This window comes from Rhodopseudomonas sp. G2_2311, from assembly GCF_047501505.1.
In the GTDB taxonomy this organism is placed as follows: Bacteria; Pseudomonadota; Alphaproteobacteria; order Rhizobiales; family Xanthobacteraceae; genus Rhodopseudomonas; species Rhodopseudomonas palustris_H.
Window position 1 is genome coordinate 13,660 of the sequence record NZ_JAZDRK010000034.1, and the last position, 20,890, is coordinate 34,549.

Annotated in this window: 13 protein-coding genes, 1 tRNA gene and 1 pseudogene; 1 reads left to right on the forward strand and 14 read right to left on the reverse strand. The window is 64.2% G+C overall.

Annotated elements, in window-relative coordinates; translation table 11 throughout:
- Positions 1-190: 190 nt before the first annotated feature.
- Positions 191-619: a VOC family protein gene (locus VRZ08_RS24215; protein ID WP_414534163.1), complete on the reverse strand. Its 429-nt coding sequence runs from the start codon at positions 617-619 to the stop codon at positions 191-193.
- A 145-nt stretch (positions 620-764) separates the two neighbouring features.
- On the opposite strand from VRZ08_RS24215, the gene VRZ08_RS24220 reads away from it, so the two are divergent.
- Positions 765-1,217 (forward strand): MarR family winged helix-turn-helix transcriptional regulator, encoded by a 453-nt coding sequence (locus VRZ08_RS24220; RefSeq protein WP_414534164.1) that lies wholly within the window; start codon positions 765-767, stop codon positions 1,215-1,217.
- Between the two features lie 106 nt (positions 1,218-1,323).
- Here VRZ08_RS24220 and VRZ08_RS24225 read toward each other — a convergent pair whose 3' ends face one another.
- The 13 genes and pseudogenes from VRZ08_RS24225 to tuf all read right to left on the reverse strand — a co-directional run.
- Positions 1,324-3,468, reverse strand: a complete 2,145-nt coding sequence (locus VRZ08_RS24225) for an ATP-binding cassette domain-containing protein (protein ID WP_414534165.1) — start codon at positions 3,466-3,468, stop codon at positions 1,324-1,326.
- Positions 3,469-3,587: 119 nt separating this feature from the next.
- Entirely contained in the window at positions 3,588-5,651 is a 2,064-nt protein-coding gene (locus VRZ08_RS24230; RefSeq protein ID WP_107356138.1) for an FAD-dependent oxidoreductase, read from the reverse strand.
- A 302-nt stretch (positions 5,652-5,953) separates the two neighbouring features.
- Positions 5,954-10,156, reverse strand: coding sequence for a DNA-directed RNA polymerase subunit beta' (gene rpoC / locus VRZ08_RS24235; RefSeq protein ID WP_107346649.1), 4,203 nt, complete (start codon positions 10,154-10,156; stop codon positions 5,954-5,956).
- A 141-nt stretch (positions 10,157-10,297) separates the two neighbouring features.
- The gene (gene rpoB, locus VRZ08_RS24240; protein ID WP_107356139.1) at positions 10,298-14,422 is read right to left on the reverse strand and encodes a DNA-directed RNA polymerase subunit beta; all 4,125 of its coding nucleotides are present in this window, start codon (positions 14,420-14,422) and stop codon (positions 10,298-10,300) included.
- A 466-nt stretch (positions 14,423-14,888) separates the two neighbouring features.
- The gene (rplL, locus tag VRZ08_RS24245; RefSeq protein WP_107345091.1) at positions 14,889-15,266 is read right to left on the reverse strand and encodes a 50S ribosomal protein L7/L12; all 378 of its coding nucleotides are present in this window, start codon (positions 15,264-15,266) and stop codon (positions 14,889-14,891) included.
- Positions 15,267-15,321: 55 nt separating this feature from the next.
- A complete protein-coding gene (gene rplJ, locus VRZ08_RS24250; protein WP_107345092.1) occupies positions 15,322-15,840 on the reverse strand; it encodes a 50S ribosomal protein L10 in 519 nt (172 codons plus the stop codon).
- An 815-nt stretch (positions 15,841-16,655) separates the two neighbouring features.
- Positions 16,656-17,606, reverse strand: a complete 951-nt coding sequence (locus tag VRZ08_RS24255; protein ID WP_414534166.1) for a 2-hydroxyacid dehydrogenase — start codon at positions 17,604-17,606, stop codon at positions 16,656-16,658.
- A gap of 102 nt (positions 17,607-17,708) precedes the next feature.
- Complete coding sequence (gene rplA / locus VRZ08_RS24260) at positions 17,709-18,398, reverse strand: 50S ribosomal protein L1 (protein WP_012496664.1); 690 nt, start codon at positions 18,396-18,398, stop codon at positions 17,709-17,711.
- A gap of 7 nt (positions 18,399-18,405) precedes the next feature.
- Positions 18,406-18,834 carry a 50S ribosomal protein L11 gene (gene rplK, locus VRZ08_RS24265; RefSeq protein ID WP_107345094.1) on the reverse strand — a complete coding sequence of 143 codons (429 nt, stop codon included), beginning with the start codon at positions 18,832-18,834 and terminating at the stop codon, positions 18,406-18,408.
- A gap of 245 nt (positions 18,835-19,079) precedes the next feature.
- Positions 19,080-19,610 carry a transcription termination/antitermination protein NusG gene (gene nusG, locus VRZ08_RS24270; RefSeq protein ID WP_011158817.1) on the reverse strand — a complete coding sequence of 177 codons (531 nt, stop codon included), beginning with the start codon at positions 19,608-19,610 and terminating at the stop codon, positions 19,080-19,082.
- Positions 19,611-19,626: 16 nt separating this feature from the next.
- Entirely contained in the window at positions 19,627-19,815 is a 189-nt protein-coding gene (gene secE, locus VRZ08_RS24275) for a preprotein translocase subunit SecE (protein ID WP_012496665.1), read from the reverse strand.
- A gap of 299 nt (positions 19,816-20,114) precedes the next feature.
- Positions 20,115-20,190 (reverse strand) — tRNA-Trp (locus VRZ08_RS24280).
- A gap of 426 nt (positions 20,191-20,616) precedes the next feature.
- Positions 20,617-20,890: pseudogene (gene tuf / locus VRZ08_RS24285) on the reverse strand (elongation factor Tu); the annotation flags it as partial.

Consider the following 20,890-nt stretch of genomic DNA (forward strand, 5'->3'; position numbering starts at 1 on the left):
CGCCGCATCGTTGCGAGGAGTGAAGCGACGAAGCCATCCAGCTCGGTGCACGAAGCTGGATTGCTTCGCTTCGCTCGCAATGACGTTGAAAGGCTTGCGCTAGAGGAGCGACTCTCCTTGCTCTGAGGACGAAGCCCCCCTGCTGCAGCCGACATCGGACCGGCATTTTTTCGCCGGGTCCGCGGCGCCTTCAGGTCTGCGCGGGTTGGGTATTGATCATCCACGGGATGCCGAACCGGTCGATCAACGAGCCGAACCCGGGCGACCAGAACGTCTCGGCGAACGGCATCATCGGCTTGCCGCCTTCGGACAACTGCTCGTACCAGCGCTGCGCCTGAGCCTTGTCCTGGGTGTGCAGGGTGACATCGAACCCGTTCTTCGGCTTGTCGATGTTCGACGCCCAGCCGGTGTCCATGTCGGCGCCCATCAGCGCCTGATCGCCGACTTCGAGCCAGCAATGCATCAGCCAAGTCTTGTACTTCGGATCGGTGATTGGCATCTCCGGCGGCGCGTCGCTGTAGGGAAACGCCGCGGTGATCTTCCCGTCCAGCACCTTGGCGTAAAACTCGAACGCCTCACGGCACTGCCCCTGGAAGCTCAGGCTGGTCACGATCTTCATGCGGTGGTCCTCCCTGATCGACGTGGCGCGATGAATGCCGCGCGGGCTTAAGGCCCGCGCAGCCCGCCGGTGGCGGCGCTTGATCCCGTCGATTTAGGTTGATATCAACGTATATCGTCCTTCTGTTGTCAAGAGCCGTTCGCAAATGTCCTCCCCGGCCGAACCGAGTTTCGAAACCACGCTGCTGGTGCGCGACAGCTGCCTGTGTCTGCACGCCCAACGCGCCGCGCGGGCGCTGGCGCGACGGTTCGACCTCGCGCTGAGACCGGCCGGGCTCACCAGCGGTCAGTTCTCGCTGCTGATGTCGCTCAACCGTCCGCAGCCTGCCCCACTCGGCGGTGTCGCTGCGCTGCTGGCGATGGACCGCACCACGCTGACGGCGAACTTGAAGCCGCTGGAGCGGCGCAATCTGCTCGAAGTGCTGATCGATCCTTCGGACCGGCGCGCGCGGCTGTTGCGGCTGACACCTACGGGGCGAACGACGCTGGCTGCGGCAGTTCCGATCTGGCGCAAGCTGCATGCGGAGATCGAATCCGATCTCGCCGATGCCGACCGCCTGCGCGACGAGCTGAACGGGCTCGGGCGCCTCGCCGATTGAGGCGGTCTAGGCCTTCCGGATTGCGCTGATATCGGCGGCGACTAAGTCCGAGTCATCAAACCAGGCACAAGCCGGCGTCCCGCGGGAAGCGAGCCGCCCCCGCCGCTCACTCGTCGTCGTCATCCTCATCGTCGTCATCATCGCCGGCGCCGTGGCGTTTCTGGTCGTCCCACAGCTTGCGATAGACGCCGTTCTTGGCGAGCAGCTCCTTGTGCGAGCCGCGCTCGATCGCCTGCCCGCCGGAAACGACGACGATTTCGTCCATATCGACCACCGAGGTCAGGCGGTGGGTCGAGAAGATCATGGTGCGGCCGCGCGCCAGCTTCATCAGCGTCTTGTTGATCGCCGCCTCGGTGGTCTGGTCGAGCGCAGAGGTCGCCTCGTCGAGCAGCAGCACCGAAGGATCGCGGACGACCGCGCGGGCGATCGCGATGCGCTGGCGCTGGCCGCCGGACAGCGTGTCGCCGCGCTCGCCGACCACGGTGTCGTACTTCTGCGGCAGGCTCATGATGAAGCGGTGGATCTCCGCCTTCTTGGCGGCCTGCTCGACCTCGGCGTCGGTCGCGCCTTCCTTGCCGAGCCGGATGTTGTCGCGGATCGACATGTTGAACAGCATGTTCTCCTGGAACACCACGGCCATGCTCCGGCGCAGCGAATCCAGCGTCACGTTGCGGATGTCGACGCCGTCGACCGAGACCCGGCCTTCGGTCGGGTCGTACAGCCGCAACACCATGTTGAGCAGCGTGCTCTTGCCCGAGCCGCTCGGGCCGACGATCGCGATGGTTTTGCCGGCCTTCAGCTTGAGACTGAGATTGTCGATCACCGGCTGCTCGGCGCCCTCATAGGCGAACGACACCCGCTCGAACGCGATGTTGTCGACGATGCGCGGCATCTCGGCGGCGCCCGGCTTGTCGGCGATCGGGGTCTTCTCGTCGAGCAGCTCCTGCATGTGGCGCACCGCGGCGGCCGCCTGGATCGACACCGGGATGAACTGCATCAGATGGGCGATGTTGTATGACACCTCCCAGAACGCACTTTCGAAGGTGACGAAGGTGCCGACGGTGATCTGACCGGTGGTCGCCAGATAGGCGCCGAGCGCCAGCACCATCAAATGCAGCATCAGCACCGCGACGGTGACGCTGCGTTCGACCATCGAGGTCAGGAAGGTGGCCTGCGCCATCTTCTGCCGCGTCGCCTGATTGCGCAGCGAGAAGAAGCCGAACATCTTGCGCTGCAGGCTGAACGCCTTGACCACCGCCTGGGCGCCGACATTTTCCTGCACCAGGCCGAGCAGCCCGGCTTCCTGCACCTTCTGCTCGTAGTTCGCCTGCACCGCCTTCGGCGTCAGGATGCGCGGCCCGATCAGCGTGATCGGGAAGATCAACAGCGCCAACACTGCGAGCTGCCAGTTCAGGAACAGCATCAGGACGACGCCGGCGACCAATTCGAGGAACGGCAGCAGCGCGGTGTTGGCGAGGATCTCCACCACTCGCGAGAACGCCGCCATGTCGATCGAGAACCGCGACAGGATCTCGCCGCGCTTGGTGCGGGCGAAATACCCGGCCGGCAGGCGCTGGACGTGTTCGAACAGCCGGGTGCGGACGTCGGAGATCACCGCCGCGGAGAGCCGGGCATCCCATCGCTCGTACCACACCGCGATGATCGAGGTGATGACGCCGGCGACGCCGAGGATCGACAGGATCTTGTAGAGTTCGTGGAAGTCCTCCTCGCCGAGCGCGTCGTCGATCAGGAACTTCAGGCTGAGCGGCATGATGACGTTGAACAGCGTTTCGACGACCACGCCGAACACCACGAACGCCAGCATCTTTTTGTAGTTGGCAACGACCGGCCGGATGAAGCCGGCGACCGTCGCGAATGCGCCGGCGGCCTCACGCGCGGTGAAGACGACGAGTTCCTCCTCGTCGTCGTCGTCGTCGTCGTCATCCTCCTCGTCGTCGTCCTCATCGTCATCATCGCCGTCGTCCGCCGCGGCGGCTTTGGCGCCGGGCACGGGAGCGGCCGGGACCTTGTCGGCGATCAGCTGCTTCACCGGAGGCTTGGTGGTCGGCACCACCGGCGCTGCGGCGCCGACCGGCAGCGCGAACTTCTCGTCGAGCGGCGAGGCCGGGGCGGCGGTGCCTTCACTGCCCGGCGCAGGACTGCCGGCGGCGGCATCGGCCAGCGGCGGCGCGGCGGACTTGTCGCCTGGCGGAGAGTCCGGGGTGACGGGAGGATTGGGCTTGCGCGCCATGAATTGAAAACCGCTAGGTGGCCGGACCGCAGGACTACAATAAGCGACGCCGTGACTCGTTCAAAGCCACGGCGCCGGATCTGCTGAAGCGAACGCGAGCCGTCCGCGACGACCTTGGCTCAGTCGTCGTCCCCCTCGTCGTCGACCTTGTCGAAGAACGAATAGCGCAGGCTGTCGGCGTCGCTGTACCATTGGCCCGGGCCCCTGCCCGCCTTCACCGCCAGCTCCCACAGCGCGTCGCCGCAATCGTTGCGATGCACCGACAGGTCGAAGCCGTTGTTGAAGAACAGCTCCGACCATTCCCACCAAGTGCCGAGCTTCTTGACGCCGCGCAGCAGGTCGTAGCGGTCGATCACGCCCGGATCCATGTCGCTGGTGACCGAGCCGAAGATTACGCCGGTGCGCGCGACGCGATGCAGCTCGCGGATCGCCTTGACGACGCGGTTCTCGGCGAGGTGGCACAGGCTGGTTTCGAACACGAAGTCGAACTCTTCGTCTTCGAACGGCAGTTCGGCGACCGAACCGAGCTTGTTGTAGGGCTTCAGCGCCTCCGGCGTCTTGCCGTGGATGTAGCGGTTGTTCTCGACGCCGTAGGCATCGATGCCGCGCTCGCGCAGCGCGCCGACCAGCTCGCCGCTGGCGGCGCCGGCGACCAGCAGCTTGTAGCCGCCCGGCTTGTCCCAAACCGTCTTGATGGTCTGGATCAGATAGTCCGGATCGGTGAACCGGCTCCAGACCTCGCGATACGGGCCCTGGTTGCGATAGTTCTCGAAATAGTCGCGGTCGATCTTGTCGGAGACCGGCTTGCCGTCCTGGGCGCGGGCACGGCGCAGCTTCATCGTTTCGGTGACGATGATGTCGGTGGCGGCGTCGGAGGAGTCGAGCAGACCGTTCAGCGTCGAGTCGAACAGATAGTCGCCGACGATGACGAAGCCCGGATGGTTCTTCGGCTCGGGGCGATGGTTGGTCATGACGTCGCGCACCGGCAGGCCGCCGGGGATGCAGTTCACCGACGACAGCCAGCGGTGGGTCTTGCCTTCGAGGAAATGCCCGCGGACGTCGCCGAGCTCGGCCGGCAGCGACTTCAGCGCCAGCTCGATCAGCTCCTTGTCGGTCAGGTTGGAGAACGCCAGCGCGTCCGAGCCGGCGATCAGGAAGTTGAGCACGCCGTATTTGCCGACGTCGTGGCGCGAGCCTTCGTTGTAGACGCAGCAGCCGCCGAACGCTTCCGACATGAACCACGAGCCCGGGATCTTGTCGCCCCAGAACGGGGAATCGAACAGCATCGAGATCCGCAGGTAGTGCGCCGGGCGATCGAAATAGGCGACGTGCTTGACCATCGCCTTGCGCAGCTGCTCGTTGCCCCAGCTCAGCGTGGCGAGCCAGTTGTGCGGCAGGCACATCAGCACGAGATCGAAGTCGCGCGTCTCCGGCCCCTTGCCGTTCATCATGTTCAGCTCATAGCGGCCGCTCTCGGTCTTGCCGACCTTGAGGACGCGGTGATTGAACTGGATGTCGGCGTCGATCTCCGAGCGCAGGCACTCGATCAGCTGCTCGTTGCCGTTCTGGATCGAATACAGGCCGATATAGCCGTCGATATCCATCACGAAGTTCTTGAGCGCGTTGAGGCCGTTGGTGTTGTGGCTCTCGGTGGCGATGTCGGACTTCGCCATCACCTTGAAGAAGCGCTTGGCGGTAGAGTCCTCGACCTCCTTGTCGAGCAGCTGCTCGCAATTGGTCCAGGCCCAGGGGTGTTCGTTGTCGTGCGCGCCGACGCCCTCGTAATACTGGGTCGGCGTCATCTGCTCGGTGCACTTCTTGCGGAACGCGACGATCGCCTCGGCGGTCTTGTCGCCGTACTTCTTGCGCATGCCCGGCACGTCGTTGAGCAGTTCGCCGTCGAGCTGCACCTGCTCGGCATCCATCGGAATGGTCTGCAGGCCGAAGTGCTGCACCAGTTCCCGCAGCGGATCCGGGCCGGTCATCGAGTAATCGTAGAGTTCGGCGACGCCCGCCTCATACATCGCCGGCGCGGTCTCGAATTTCTGGGTGACGATCTTGCCGCCGAGCCGATCGGAGGCCTCGAAGATGGTGACCTTGCACAGGCCCCCGAGCTTTCGTTTGAGATACCAGGCGCTCATCAGACCGCCCGGGCCGCCACCTACGATTGCAAGGTCAAACATGGTGCTCTTTCAACATCCCGCGGCATCGATCGCCACGCAGCGTGTCTCTGCTCCGCGCCGTCGGTCGAGGCGTGATTCTCCGAGAAAATCAGCGTGACTTCAGCGACTTGGGGCTGGTTTTGACGGCGAAACGGCGCCCCTGTGCCGGATTCCCGTCGTTCGGCATACAGCAAGGCGCCTTTCACCTGAAGGGAAGATGAACAACCCGTAAGGTGGCGGCAAAAGGCCCGGAATGCGGCCCAGATATGAGAAAGGCCGGCACAAGGCCGGCCCTTCCCAGGATTGAATGGCAGAAGCGAACGTTACTCTGCCGGCGGCAGCGACAGCGGTTCGGCTTCCGGCGCAGCGGCCGGAACGATCGCCGCCTGCTTCTCGCGCTCGTCGAGGATCAGACGATCGCGCTTCATCGCCACTTCGCGGATCTTGGCCATCGAGGCGCCAGTACCCGCCGGGATCAGCCGGCCGACGATGACGTTTTCCTTGAGGCCTTCCAGCGGATCCACCTTGCCGTTGACCGCGGCTTCGGTGAGCACCCGGGTGGTCTCCTGGAACGACGCCGCCGAGAAGAACGAGCGGGTCTGCAAGCTCGCCTTGGTGATGCCGAGCAGCACAGGATTGCCGGTTGCCGGCTTCTTGCCCTCTTCGACCGCCTTGGCGTTGACCGCGTTGAACTCGATCTTGTCGACCTGCTCGCCCGAGATCATGTCGGTATCGCCCTGGTCGGTGATCTCGATCTTCTGCAGCATCTGGCGAACGATCACCTCGATGTGCTTGTCGTTGATCAACACGCCCTGGAGTCGATAGACCTCCTGGATTTCGTTGACGAGATAGGCCGCGAGTTCTTCGATGCCCTTGATCGCCAGGATGTCGTGCGGTGCCGGATTGCCCTCGACGATGAAGTCGCCCTTTTCGACGACGTCGCCGTCCTGCAAGTGGATGTGCTTGCCCTTCGGGATCAGGTACTCGCGCGCTTCCTCGTTCTTGTCGAGCGGCTCGATCGAGAGCCGGCGCTTGTTCTTGTAGTCGCGACCGAACCGGATGGTGCCGGCGATCTCGGCGATGATCGCCGCATCCTTCGGCCGCCGTGCCTCGAACAGCTCCGCCACCCGCGGCAGACCGCCGGTGATGTCGCGGGTCTTGGCGCTCTCGGTCGAGATACGCGCGAGGATGTCGCCGGGCTTGACCTGGGCGCCGACGTCGACCGACAGAATTGCGTCGACCGACAGCATGTAGCGGGCGTCACCGCCGCGCGCCAGCTTCAGCACCTTGCCGTCCTTGCCCTTGATCACGATCGCCGGACGCAGATCCGCACCACCGCGGGTCGAGCGCCAGTCGATAACGATACGCTTGGCGATACCGGTCGACTCGTCGAGCGTTTCGGAGATCGACTGATCCTCGATCAGATCCTCGAAGTCGATGGTACCCTCGACCTCGGTGAGGATCGGACGGGTGTACGGATCCCACTCGGCGATACGCTGGCCGCGCTTGACCATATCGCCCTCGTCGACGTGCACGCGCGCGCCGTACTGGATGCGATGGGTGGCACGCTCGGAGCCGTCCGGATCGACGATCGCGATCACCATGTTGCGGACCATCGCAACATTGTGGCCTTCGCCGTTGCGGGCGATGGCGCGGTTCTTGATGACGATCTTGCCCTCGAAGTTCGACTCGATCACCGACTGCTCGTTGATCTGCGCCGCACCACCGATGTGGAAGGTACGCATCGTCAGCTGCGTACCCGGCTCACCGATCGACTGCGCCGCGATCACGCCGACCGCTTCGCCGTGGTTGACCGGGGTGCCGCGGGCGAGGTCGCGCCCGTAGCACTTGCCGCAGATGCCGTTGACCAGCTCGCAGGTCAGTGCCGAGCGGATCTTCACTTCCTGAACGCCGGCCTGGTGGATCGCCTCGACGTCCCGCTCCTCCATCAGATCACCGCGCTTGACGATGATCTCGTTGGTGGCCGGGTCGCGCACGTCCTCGCCCGCGGTGCGGCCGAGGATACGGCTGCCCAGCGAAGCGACCACGGTGCCGGCGTCGACGATCGCCCGCATCTTGATGCCGAGCGAGGTGCCGCAGTCGGCCTGCGTGATGATGCAGTCCTGCGCCACGTCGACCAGACGGCGGGTCAGGTAACCCGAGTTCGCGGTCTTGAGCGCGGTGTCGGCCAGACCCTTACGGGCGCCGTGGGTCGAGTTGAAGTACTCGAGAACCGACAGACCTTCCTTGAAGTTCGAGATGATCGGCGTCTCGATGATTTCACCCGACGGCTTGGCCATCAGGCCGCGCATACCGGCGAGCTGACGCATCTGCGCGGGCGAACCACGCGCACCGGAGTGGGCCATCATGTAGATCGAGTTGACCTGCTGTTCGGAGCCGTCCGGCGCCTTCCGAACCGCGGAGATCTCCTTCATCATCTCCTTGGCGATTTCTTCGGTGGCCTTCGACCAGGCGTCGACCACCTTGTTGTACTTCTCGCCGTGGGTGATGAGACCGTCGTTGTACTGCTGCTCGAAGTCCTTCGCCAGCGTACGGGTCGAGTCGACGATCTTCCACTTCGAACCCGGCACGACCATGTCGTCCTTGCCGAACGAGATGCCGGCCTTGAACGCGTTGAAGAAGCCGAGCGCCATGATCCGGTCGCAGAAGATCACCGTCTCCTTCTGACCGCAGTGACGATAGACCTGGTCGATGACGCCGGAGATCTCGCGCTTGGTCATCAGCTTGTTGATGACGTCGAACGGCAGCTTCGGCGACTTCGGCAGCACCTGACCGAGCAGGATGCGGCCGGCGGTGGTCTCCAGCAGACGGACCGTGTTCTGGCCTTCCTCGTTCACCCAATGCCAGCGATACTTGATCTTGGTGTGGAGGTGGATGACCTTCGAGTACAGCGCGTGCTCGAGCTCGGCGAGGTCGGCAAACACCTTGCCCTCGCCCGGCAGCCCTTCCCGCATGATCGACAGGTAGTACAGGCCGAGCACGATGTCCTGCGACGGCACGATGATCGGCTGGCCGTTCGCCGGATGCAGGATGTTGTTGGTCGACATCATCAGGACGCGCGCTTCCAGCTGCGCTTCGAGCGACAGCGGAACGTGCACGGCCATCTGGTCGCCGTCGAAGTCGGCGTTGAACGCCGAGCACACCAGAGGATGCAGCTGGATCGCCTTGCCTTCGATCAGCACCGGCTCGAACGCCTGAATGCCGAGACGATGCAGCGTCGGCGCGCGGTTCAGCAGCACCGGATGTTCGCGGATCACCTCATCGAGGATGTCCCAAACCTCCGGCCGCTCCTTCTCCACCAGCTTCTTGGCCTGCTTGACGGTGGTCGACAGACCCTTGGCGTCGAGCCGCGAGTAGATGAACGGCTTGAACAGTTCGAGCGCCATCTTCTTCGGCAGGCCGCACTGATGCAGCTTGAGCTCGGGACCGACCACGATCACCGAACGGCCCGAATAGTCGACGCGCTTGCCGAGCAGGTTCTGGCGGAACCGGCCCTGCTTGCCCTTCAGCATGTCGGCGAGCGACTTCAGCGGACGCTTGTTGGCGCCGGTGATGACGCGGCCGCGGCGGCCGTTGTCGAACAGCGCGTCCACAGCTTCCTGCAGCATGCGCTTTTCGTTGCGGATGATGATGTCCGGCGCGCGCAGCTCCATCAGCCGCTTCAAGCGGTTGTTACGGTTGATGACGCGACGGTACAGGTCGTTGAGGTCCGAGGTCGCGAACCGGCCGCCGTCGAGCGGCACCAGCGGGCGCAGATCCGGCGGGATCACCGGCACGACCGTGAGGATCATCCACTCCGGCTTGTTGCCGGAATAGCGGAACGCTTCGACGATCTTCAGCCGCTTGGCGAGCTTCTTGTGCTTGATGTCGGAGTCGGTCTCGGCCATCTCGGCGCGCAGCTGCGCGTCGATCTTTTCGAGTTCGAGGCCCTTCAGCAGTTCGCGGATCGCTTCCGCGCCGATCATGGCGGTGAAGCTGTCCTGGCCGTACTGATCCTGGGCGCGCAGGTACTCCTCCTCCGACAGGAGCTGACGCTCCTTGAGGTCGGTGAGGCCCGGCTCCAGCACCACGTAGTATTCGAAGTACAGGATGCGCTCGAGGTCCTTCAGCGTCATGTCGAGCAGTTGCCCGATACGCGACGGCAAGGACTTCAGGAACCAGATGTGGGCGACCGGCGCAGCCAGCTCGATGTGGCCCATGCGCTCGCGACGGACGCGGCTGAGAGTCACTTCGACCGAGCACTTCTCGCAGATGATGCCCTTGTACTTCATCCGCTTGTACTTGCCGCACAAGCACTCGTAGTCCTTGATCGGCCCGAAGATGCGGGCGCAGAACAGGCCGTCGCGCTCGGGCTTGAAGGTACGATAGTTGATCGTTTCCGGCTTCTTGATCTCGCCGTACGACCACGACAGAATCTTCTCCGGCGACGCGATCGAGATCCGGATCTGGTCGAAGACCTGAGCCGGCGTCGTCGGATTGAACAGATTCATAATTTCCTGGTTCATCGCCATCTCCTCGCGTGCCGGTCGTCACCAGCCGCAAAATCGGAATTCCAGAGGCACTCCCCGTCGCGCGCGTGACGCTGGCGCGGCGGAGACACCCGGCGGCCGGCGCAAAGCGCACGCCGCCGGGCTCGACTCATTGAGTTACTCGGCAGCCTCGGCCGGAGGCGGCGCCGCCAGCTTGGAGTTGTGCAGGTCGACGTTGAGGCCGAGCGAGCGCATTTCCTTGACGAGCACGTTGAACGATTCCGGAATACCGGCCTCGAACGTGTCGTCGCCGCGCACGATCGCCTCGTACACCTTGGTGCGGCCGGCGACGTCGTCCGACTTCACCGTCAGCATTTCCTGCAGCGTGTAGGCCGCGCCGTAAGCTTCGAGCGCCCACACCTCCATTTCGCCGAAGCGCTGGCCGCCGAACTGCGCCTTACCGCCCAGCGGCTGCTGGGTGACGAGCGAGTACGGACCGATCGACCGGGCGTGGATCTTGTCGTCCACGAGGTGATGCAGCTTCAGCATGTAGATGTAGCCGACGGTGACACGACGATCGAACTGATCGCCGGTGCGGCCGTCGTACACGGTCGACTGACCCGAAGCGTCGAAGCCCGCGAGCTTCAGCATCTCTTCGATGTCGGTCTCCTTGGCGCCGTCGAACACCGGGGTCGCAATCGGCACGCCGTGGCTGAGATTGCGGCCGAGTTCGAGCAGCTCACCATCGTCGAGCGACTTGATGGTCTCGTCCTCGCCGTAGATCTTCTTCAGGGTCTCGCGCAGCGGCTTGAGATCCTGGCTCTGGTAGTAGGTGTCGATGGTCTGGCCGATGCGCTTGCCGAGGCCCGCGCACGCCCAGCCGAGATGCGTCTCGAGGATCTGACCGACGTTCATGCGGCTCGGCACGCCGAGCGGGTTCAGCACGATGTCGGCGTGAGTGCCGTCCTCGAGGAACGGCATGTCCTCGATCGGAACGATCTTCGACACCACACCCTTGTTGCCGTGGCGGCCGGCCATCTTGTCGCCCGGCTGGATCTTGCGCTTCACCGCGACGAAGACCTTGACCATCTTCATCACGCCGGGCGGAAGTTCGTCGCCGCGCTGCAGCTTCTCGACCTTGTCGAGGAAGCGCTGCTCGAGGCCCTTCTTCGACTCGTCGTACTGCTTCCGCATGGCCTCGATTTCGGCCATCAGCTTGTCGTTCGGCGCCGCGAACAGCCACCACTGCGACTTCGGATACTCCTCGAGCTCCGCGCGGGTGATCTTGGTGTCCTTCTTGAAGCCCTTCGGACCGGCGATGCCCTGGCGACCGTCGAGCAGGTCAGCGAGACGGCCGTAGACGTTACGGTCGAGAATCGCCTGCTCGTCGTCGCGGTCCTTGGCGAGCCGCTCGATCTCTTCCCGCTCGATCGCCAGCGCACGCTCGTCCTTGTCGACGCCGTGGCGGTTGAACACGCGGACTTCGACGATGGTGCCCTGCACGCCCGGCGGCACCCGCAGCGAGGTGTCGCGAACGTCCGAAGCCTTTTCACCGAAGATAGCGCGCAGCAGCTTCTCTTCCGGCGTCATCGGGCTTTCGCCCTTCGGCGTGATCTTGCCGACCAGGATGTCGCCGGCACGGACTTCGGCGCCGATGTAGACGATACCGGCTTCGTCGAGGTTCTTCAGCGCTTCTTCCGACACGTTCGGAATATCGCGCGTGATTTCCTCCGGACCCAGCTTGGTATCGCGGGCCATCACTTCGAACTCTTCGATGTGGATCGAAGTGAAGACGTCTTCCTTCACGATCCGCTCGGAGAGCAGGATCGAGTCTTCGAAGTTGTAGCCGTTCCACGGCATGAACGCGACGAGCACGTTGCGGCCGAGCGCGAGCTCACCAAGATCGGTCGACGGACCGTCGGCGATGATGTCGCCTTTCTTAACATGGTCACCGACCTTCACCAGCGGACGCTGGTTGATGCAGGTCGACTGGTTCGAGCGCTGGTACTTCATCAGCCGATAGATATCGACGCCCGACTTGGTCGGATCGAGATCCTCGGTGGCGCGGATAACGACGCGGGTCGCGTCGATCTGGTCGATCACGCCGGTGCGGCGCGCGGCGATCGCCGCGCCCGAGTCACGGGCAACCACGCCTTCCATGCCGGTGCCGACGAACGGCGCCTCGGCGCGAACCAGCGGCACCGCCTGGCGCTGCATGTTCGAGCCCATCAGCGCGCGGTTGGCGTCGTCGTTCTCGAGGAACGGGATCAGCGCCGCGGCGACCGAAACCAGCTGCTTCGGCGACACGTCCATGTAGTCGACCTGGTCGGCCGGCATCGGAACGACGTCGCGGGTGCCGCCGGCGCGGCAGACCACCAGATCGTCGGTGAACTTGCCCTTGGCGTCGAGCGACACGTTGGCCTGAGCGACCGCGTAGCGGCCCTCTTCCATCGCAGACAGATACACCACCTCGTCGGTGACGCGGCCTTCCTTGACCCTGCGGTACGGGGTCTCGACGAAGCCGTATTTGTTGACGCGGGCGAAGGTCGCCAGCGAGTTGATCAGACCGATGTTCGGACCTTCCGGCGTCTCGATCGGGCAGATACGGCCGTAGTGGGTCGGATGCACGTCGCGGACTTCGAAGCCGGCACGCTCGCGGGTCAGACCGCCCGGGCCGAGCGCCGACAGGCGCCGCTTGTGGGTGATCTCCGACAGCGGGTTGGTCTGGTCCATGAACTGCGAGAGCTGCGACGAGCCGAAGAACTCGCGCACCGCCGCCGCCGCCGGCTTGGCGTTGATCAGGTCCTGCGGCATCACGGTGTCGATGTCGACCGAGCTCATCCGCTCCTTGATGGCGCGCTCCATGCGGAGCAGGCCGATGCGGTACTGGTTCTCCATCAGCTCGCCGACCGAGCGCACACGGCGGTTGCCGAGGTGGTCGATGTCGTCGATCTCGCCCTTGCCGTCCCGCAGGCCGACCAGGGTCTTGATCACCGCCAGGATGTCTTCCTTGCGCAGCGTGCGATGGGTATCGGGCGCGTCGAGGTCGAGGCGCATGTTCATCTTGACGCGACCCACGGCCGACAGGTCGTAGCGCTCGGCGTCGAAGAACAGCGACTGGAACATGTTCTGCGCGGACTCGAGGGTCGGCGGCTCGCCCGGGCGCATCACCCGGTAGATGTCGAACAGCGCGTCTTCACGCGTCATGTTCTTGTCGGCGTTCAGCGTGTTGCGGATGTACGGGCCGACGTTGACATGGTCGATGTCGAGCAGCGGCAGCTCCTTGTAGCCCTGCTCGTTCAGCATCTTCAGCGTCTTGTCGGTGATTTCCTCACCGGCTTCCGCGTAGATTTCACCCGTCTTCGGGTTGACCAGATCTTCGGCCAGGTAGTTGCCGACGAGCTCCTCGTCGGACATCCGCAGCGCCTTGAGGCCCTTTTCCTGCAGCTGGCGGGCGGCACGCACGGTCAGCTTCTTGCCGGCCTCAAGCACGACCTTGCCGGTGTCGGCGTCGATCAGGTCGTTGACGGTCGAGTAGCCGCGGAAGCGGTTGACGTCGAACGGCACGCGCCAGCCGTCCTTGGTCCGCTTGTAGAGGATCTTGTTGTAGAAGGTCGACAGGATCTCTTCGCCATCGAGGCCGAGAGCGAACATCAGCGACGTCACCGGCAGCTTGCGGCGGCGGTCGATACGCGCATAGACGATGTCCTTGGCGTCGAACTCGATGTCGAGCCAGGAACCGCGATACGGGATGATGCGGGCGGCGAACAGCAGCTTGCCCGACGAGTGGGTCTTGCCCTTGTCGTGGTCGAAGAACACGCCCGGCGACCGGTGCATCTGCGAGACGATGACGCGCTCGGTACCGTTGACGATGAAGGTACCGTTCATCGTCATCAGCGGGATGTCGCCCATGTAGACATCCTGCTCCTTGATGTCCTTCACGGAGCGGGCGCCGGTTTCCTCGTCGATATCGAACACGATGAGGCGCAGCGTCACCTTCAGCGGCGCAGCATAGGTCATGCCGCGCTGGCGGCACTCATCGACGTCGTACTTCGGCGGCTCGAATTCGTAGCGAACGAATTCGAGCATCGAGGCGTTGGAGAAGTCCGAAATCGGGAAGACCGACCGGAACACCGCCTGCAGACCCTCGTCTGGACGTCCTCCGGGAGGTTCGGCGACCATCAGGAACTGGTCGTAAGACGCCTTCTGAACCTCGATGAGGTTCGGCATCTCCGCGACTTCCCGGATGTGACCGAAAAACTTGCGAACGCGTTTGCGACCGGTGAACGTCTGCTGCGCCATCGTGGCCTCTCGTTTCGTCGCCCGGTGGGGCGAACCTTCCGGAGCGCGAGCCGCCTCGCCCCCGGGTTGAATACCGAACATCCGAAATTCAGGAGCCAGATTTCAGGAACTAAATCCTAAGTCGGCTCAGCACTAATTCCGAACGCAAAATGACGCGCGGGGCGCTGCCGCACCCGCCCGTCGAAAACCTCATCGTCACAGACCGAAAAAGCCCGAAATTGCCGATTCTCCCAGAGGCTGCACGGACACATTACCATGTCCTCGCGCCTGCGCTTTCGTGCTGCCGGACCAATATGGGACGGCAATGTGGAGATTCGAGGGGTTGTCCCCGCGTCTTTCCACACATTCCTGTGACGGCTCGTTCGGGCACACCGCAGCCCGCCTCGCCGTTGCCGCCCGGACCCGAAGGCCCGAACCGCGATCGTGCCGGACCCGGGGAGACCCGGGCCCGGCCAAACCGATCGGCTTACTTGAGCTCGACCTTGGCGCCAGCCTTCTCGAGCTGGGCCTTGATCTTGTCGGCTTCTTCCTTGTTGACGCCTTCCTTGAGCGGTTTCGGAGCGCCTTCGACCAGATCCTTGGCTTCCTTGAGGCCCAGGCCGGTGATGGCGCGAACTTCCTTGATCACCTCGATCTTCTTGTCGCCGGCCGAGGCCAGGACAACGGTGAAGTCGGTCTTCTCTTCCGCCGGAGCGGCAGCGCCACCGGCGCCCGGAGCAGCGGCAACCGCGACGGCCGCAGCGGCCGAGACGCCCCACTTCTCTTCGAGCATCTTGGCGAGCTCAGCGGCTTCGAGCACGGTGAGGCTCGAGAGGTCGTCAACAATCTTCTGCAGATCAGCCATTGAATCAGTTCCTTACGGGTATCAGTTCGAACCAGGGTTGATTGGGAGTGAAGCGTCAGGCCGCTTCGCTTTTGGAGGCATAAGCCTGAACCACGCGGGCCAGCTTCGCAGCCGGAGCGGTGGTGACCTGCGCGATCTTGGTCGCCGGGGCCTGGACGAGGCCGACCAGCTTGGCGCGCAGTTCATCGAGCGACGGCAACGAGGCAAGAGCCTTGACGCCATCGACGTTCAGGACGGTTGTGCCCATCGAACCGCCGAGAATGACGAACTTCTCGTTCGCCTTGGCGAATTCGACGGCAACTTTCGGCGCCGCCACCGGATCGCTGGATGTAGCGATCACAGTCGGCCCCTTCAGCAGGGAGCCGATGGCTGCGACGTCGGTGCCTTCAAGAGCAATTTTGGCGAGACGGTTCTTCGAAACCTTCACCGAGGCGCCCGCCTGCTTCATCTGCTGGCGCAGCTTCTGCATCTGGGCAACGGTGAGGCCGGAATAGTGAGCGACGATCGCGACGCTGGTGGTCTGGAACAGACCATTCAGCGATTCGACCGCCTCTTTTTTTGCCGCTCTTTCCACAGCAAGCTCTCTCCGGTTGGCGGTCCCTACGAGCAGGACCACCGGGTTGCACCCACCGTCCCGCTCCAACCCGACCCCGAGGCACAAGCCTCCAAGGACACGTAGGGCGAGACGATCGTGAATTGCCTGCCCTCCCGAACCGGCTCCGGCTGATCGCCTTCGCCCGAACGGGGTGTCGAGGTTCGAACCCTATCCGCATCCCGACGCCCGTAGCGTTGGGACACAAAATCCGGTCTTCACCCGTCTATGCAGGCCGTATGATTAAGCCTTTGAGGAAACGTACGCTTCCGCTTCGGCGCCTGCAGTCTTGGACAGGACCAAGATCGTTCTGGCAAATAGTCCGGCGAGCCGGCCCATCGACCTTTCCGATCCCTGCCCGCATTCCGATCGAGCGACAGTGTTCTGTATCCTTCAGCGATCCGGGTGGATGAGTTGAAGGAACAGTCTCCTATCGATCAGGTCATTGGAATGCGCGCACGGGCGCGCCAGCCACAGCCGGCACGCCCGGAGCGGGGTGTTTAGCGAGTCTTAATGCGCTTGCCAAGAGCAAACTTCGCCAATCGGCACGATTTTGGCATAGGCGCCCACTCTAGGGGGCCGCGGCGGCAGCGACGAGGTGAATCCTGCCGGATCGAGCCGGGCCGCGCAAGCCTCCCGGTCGACCGACTCACCGATCCGACAAGAGGCGCCGGCCCGCCCGCTCATCTTCAGCGAGACGATGAACCGAAGGAACGATGTCCTTGTCCCTGTTGCGGGTTCGGCTGCCGATCTGGCGGCAGTTCCGAACCCGTCGGCGTGGCCTGAGGCCGGAAGTGTTACCCCTGCACCGGATTCGGCAGCGGCTTCCCCGCGAAGAACGCCGCCAGATTGGCGATGACGCAATCCTGCATCGCGCGGTGGGCTTCCTGGGTGTGGCCGCCGATATGCGGCGTCAGCACCACGTTCGGAAACTCGGCCAGCGCATCCGGCGCGTACGGTTCCTGCGCGAACACGTCGAGGCCGGCCCCAGCGATCGTGCCATCGGCCAGAGCGGCGATCAGCGCCGGCTGATCGATCACCGAACCGCGCGAGATGTTGACCACGACACCGCTCGGCCCGAGCCGCTTCAGCATCCCGGCATCAATGATGTTCTCGGTATCCGGGCCGGCGCGGACCGCGACCAGCAGCACGTCGCACCACTCCACCAGTTCGGTGAGGCTGCCAATATAGGTGTAGGGCACGTCGTGGCGGCTGCGGCTGTGATAGGCGACCTCGGTCTCGAAGCCGGCGACCCGGGCGGCAATCTTGCGGCCGATCTCGCCGATGCCATAGACCCCGACCTTGGCGCCGGTCAGTCCGCGCGGCGGCTTCAGCATCGGCGACGGCTTGGCGCCGGACCAGCCCCCGGCCCGCACATAGGCGTCGGCCGGCAGCACCCGCCGCATCAGCGCCAACAGCAGCGCCAGCGCCAGATCGGCGACCGCGGAGGCATTCGCTGCCGGGCTGTTGCCGACCACGATGCCGCGCTCGGCGGCAGCCTTCAGGTCGACGCCGTCATAGCCGGTGCCGTAGCAGACCACCGCGCCGAGCGCCGGCAGCATGTCGAACGTCTCGCGGCCGAGCGGCTGGCCGCCCATCGTCAGCAGCGCCCGGACATCGGCGAGCTCGGCGGCACTGAACACCTGATCGGCCGGTTTGCCGGCGGTCTCCAGAAGCTCGAACCGCTCGGCAAATCTCCCCAGCATCGACCGCCCGAACCGCGACGCCACCAGAACCTTGTCGGCCATTTCTGCCCCTCCCGTTTTTTTTGTTGTTTTGCGAGCAAACAAAAAGGGCGAACGGGTTACCCCGTCCGCCCTCTTCAAATCGTCATCGTCCGGGCAACGGACTTAGTGGACGGTGCCCGGCTCGACCTTCACGCCCGGGCCCATGGTCGAGGACACCGCGACGCGCTGAATGTAGGTACCCTTGGCGCCGGTCGGCTTGGCCTTGTTGACCGCGTCCGCGAGCGCCTTGATGTTCTCCACCAGCTTGTCGGCGTCGAACGAGGCCTTGCCGACACCGGCCTGGATGATACCGGCCTTCTCGACGCGGAACTCGACCGAACCGCCCTTGGCACCCTTGACCGCGCCGGCGACGTCCATGGTCACCGTGCCGATCTTCGGGTTCGGCATCATGCCGCGCGGGCCGAGCACCTTACCGAGGCGGCCGACCAGGGGCATCATGTCCGGAGTGGCGATGCAGCGGTCGAAGTTGATGTTGCCGGCCTGAACCTGCTCCACCAGATCTTCCGCGCCGACGACGTCGGCGCCCGCAGCCTTGGCTTCGTCCGCCTTGGCGCCACGCGCGAACACGCCGACGCGCACGGTGCGGCCGGTGCCGTTCGGCAGCATGACCACGCCGCGGACCATCTGGTCAGCGTGACGCGGATCGACGCCGAGGTTGATCGCGACCTCGATGGTCTCGTCGAACTTCGAGATGGCGCGCTCCTTGACCAGCTTCACCGCTTCGTCGAGCGGATACAGCTTGGTGCGGTCGATGCCTTCCCGGATCTTCTTCAGACGCTTACCGATTGCCATGTTCGCCTTACCCCTCGACCCGCAGGCCCATCGAACGGGCAGAGCCCTCGACCATGCGCATGGCCGAATCGACGGTGTCGCAATTGAGATCCTTCATCTTCTTCTCGGCGATCTCGCGCACCTGCGCGGAGGTCACCTTGCCGACGAAGTCACGGCCCGGCGCCTTGGAGCCGGACTGGATCTTGGCCGCCTGCTTGAGGAAGTAGGACATCGGCGGGGTCTTCATCTCGAAGGTGAACGAACGATCGGCGTAGATCGTGATCACCACCGGAATCGGCGTGTTCTTCTCTTCCTTCTGGGTCTGCGCGTTGAACGCCTTGCAGAACTCCATGATGTTGAGGCCGCGCTGACCAAGCGCGGGACCGATCGGAGGCGACGGGTTCGCCGCTCCGGCCGGCACCTGCAACTTCAGGTATCCGGTCACTTTCTTTGCCATACCAACTCTCCTGTTGCCGGCGAACCGGCGGTTTCAGGTTCCGTGGTGGGGCGCTTTCCGATGACTGGCGATCACCGGCCCGCCTCCCACGTCGCTTTTGAGCAAGGCGCAAGCCCCCGCTCACTCCCGTCATGCCCGGACTTGATCCGGGCATCCATCCGCTTCATTCGAAGAGGATGGATTGCCGGGTCAAGCCCGGCAATGACGCCGTGGCAAGGTAACAGCCCTGCCACGACCTCGAACGATCAGACCTTCTCGACCTGACCGAATTCCAGTTCGACCGGGGTCGCGCGGCCGAAGATCGACACCGCGACCTTCACGCGCGAACGCGCCTCGTCGATTTCCTCGACCACGCCGGAGAACGACGCGAACGGACCGTCGGCGACGCGAACGTTCTCGCCGATCTCGAACGACACCGACGCCTTCGGGCGCTCCACACCTTCCTGCACCTGGTGCAGGATGCGCATCGCCTCGGACTCCGAGATCGGCATCGGCTTGTTCTCGGCGCCGAGGAAGCCGGTGACCTTCGGGGTGTTCTTGATCAGGTGGAAGGCTTCGTCGGTGAGGTTCATCTTCACCAGCACGTAGCCCGGGAAGAACTTGCGCTCGGCGTCGACCTTGCGGCCGCGGCGCACCTCGGTGACCTTCTCGGTCGGCACCAGCACCTGCTCGAACAGATCTTCCAGGCCGCGTTGCTTGGCCTGCTCCTTGATCGATTCGGCGACCTTCTTTTCGAAGTTCGAATAGGCGTGGACGATATACCAGCGCATGCTCATGGTAAGGGGCCTGCCGTCAAACGCCGAGCAACAGGCGGATCAGAACGCTGATCACCTGGTCGGCGGCAAAAAAGAAGATCGAAGCCAGCGCCACCATCACGAACACCATGATCGTGGTGATCGAGGTCTCGCGGCGGGTCGGCCAGGTCACCTTGGCGGTCTCGCTCCGCACTTCCTGCAGGAATTTGAACGGGCTGAAGGCCATCGTGTGATCCAGATCAGTCGAATGTGGGTGTTTCAGAAATCCGAACAGCCCCGGTGAACCCAACCCTGGCGAACCTCGCCGGGGATGAGCCGACAACGGGCCCAATTTTCGGGAAATCAAAGCCGCGCCGGAAATCCGTCGAAGCGGGCCGGCAGCGAGTGAGGCCTTGTATGGCGAGTTCGGCAAAACGTCAAGCTGCGCGGCGGTGGACAGAGCCGCGCACGGGACCGTCGCGGCAACCCACCGCAGACAGAAAAGCCGTTCAGTTTCAACCAGCTGTCAGATTTACGGAGCGCGCCTGGCAGGAGTGGAGAGGCTCGAACTCCCAACCCCCGGTTTTGGAGACCGGTGCTCTACCAATTGAGCTACACTCCTAGGGCCGGCGTCGCCGCCGAACGCGCCGGTTGAAGCATAGGCACCCCCCTGCTGGCAAGTGGGATGCGCGGTTAGGCTTTGGTCTATTCCACTGCCGCGTTGGGGGCTGGCTCTGCGGCCGGCTTCGATCCGGGCCGCGCCGGGCGCGCCAGCGCGCATTCCCGGTTGGCGCCGGTGCCCGGCGCATTCTCGAACACGCAGCGGCTCGGCGGGGTCCCGCACACCCGGTCGAGTTCGCGGAAACCGACGCAGTGACCATCCGGCGTGCGATAGCCGGGACCGCCCCTGCAACCGCAACCTTTGCACGGCGGCCGGTCCGGACAAGCCGCCTCGCCTGCCACCGGCCCAGCGAAAGCTAAAAGAAAAGCCGCGCATACGGCAAAGCGTATGCGCGGCTTCCCCAAGCTCATCACGTCGCTCGAGTTGTTACTCGATGATCGCGGCGACGACGCCTGCTCCAACCGTGCGGCCGCCTTCGCGGATAGCGAAGCGCAGCTTTTCTTCCATCGCGATCGGCACGATCAGGTGCACTTCCATCGCGATGTTGTCGCCCGGCATCACCATCTCGGTGCTTTCCGGCAGGTGCACCACACCGGTCACGTCGGTGGTGCGGAAGTAGAACTGCGGACGGTAGTTGGTGAAGAACGGGGTGTGGCGGCCGCCCTCTTCCTTGGTCAGGATGTAGGCTTCGGCCTTGAAC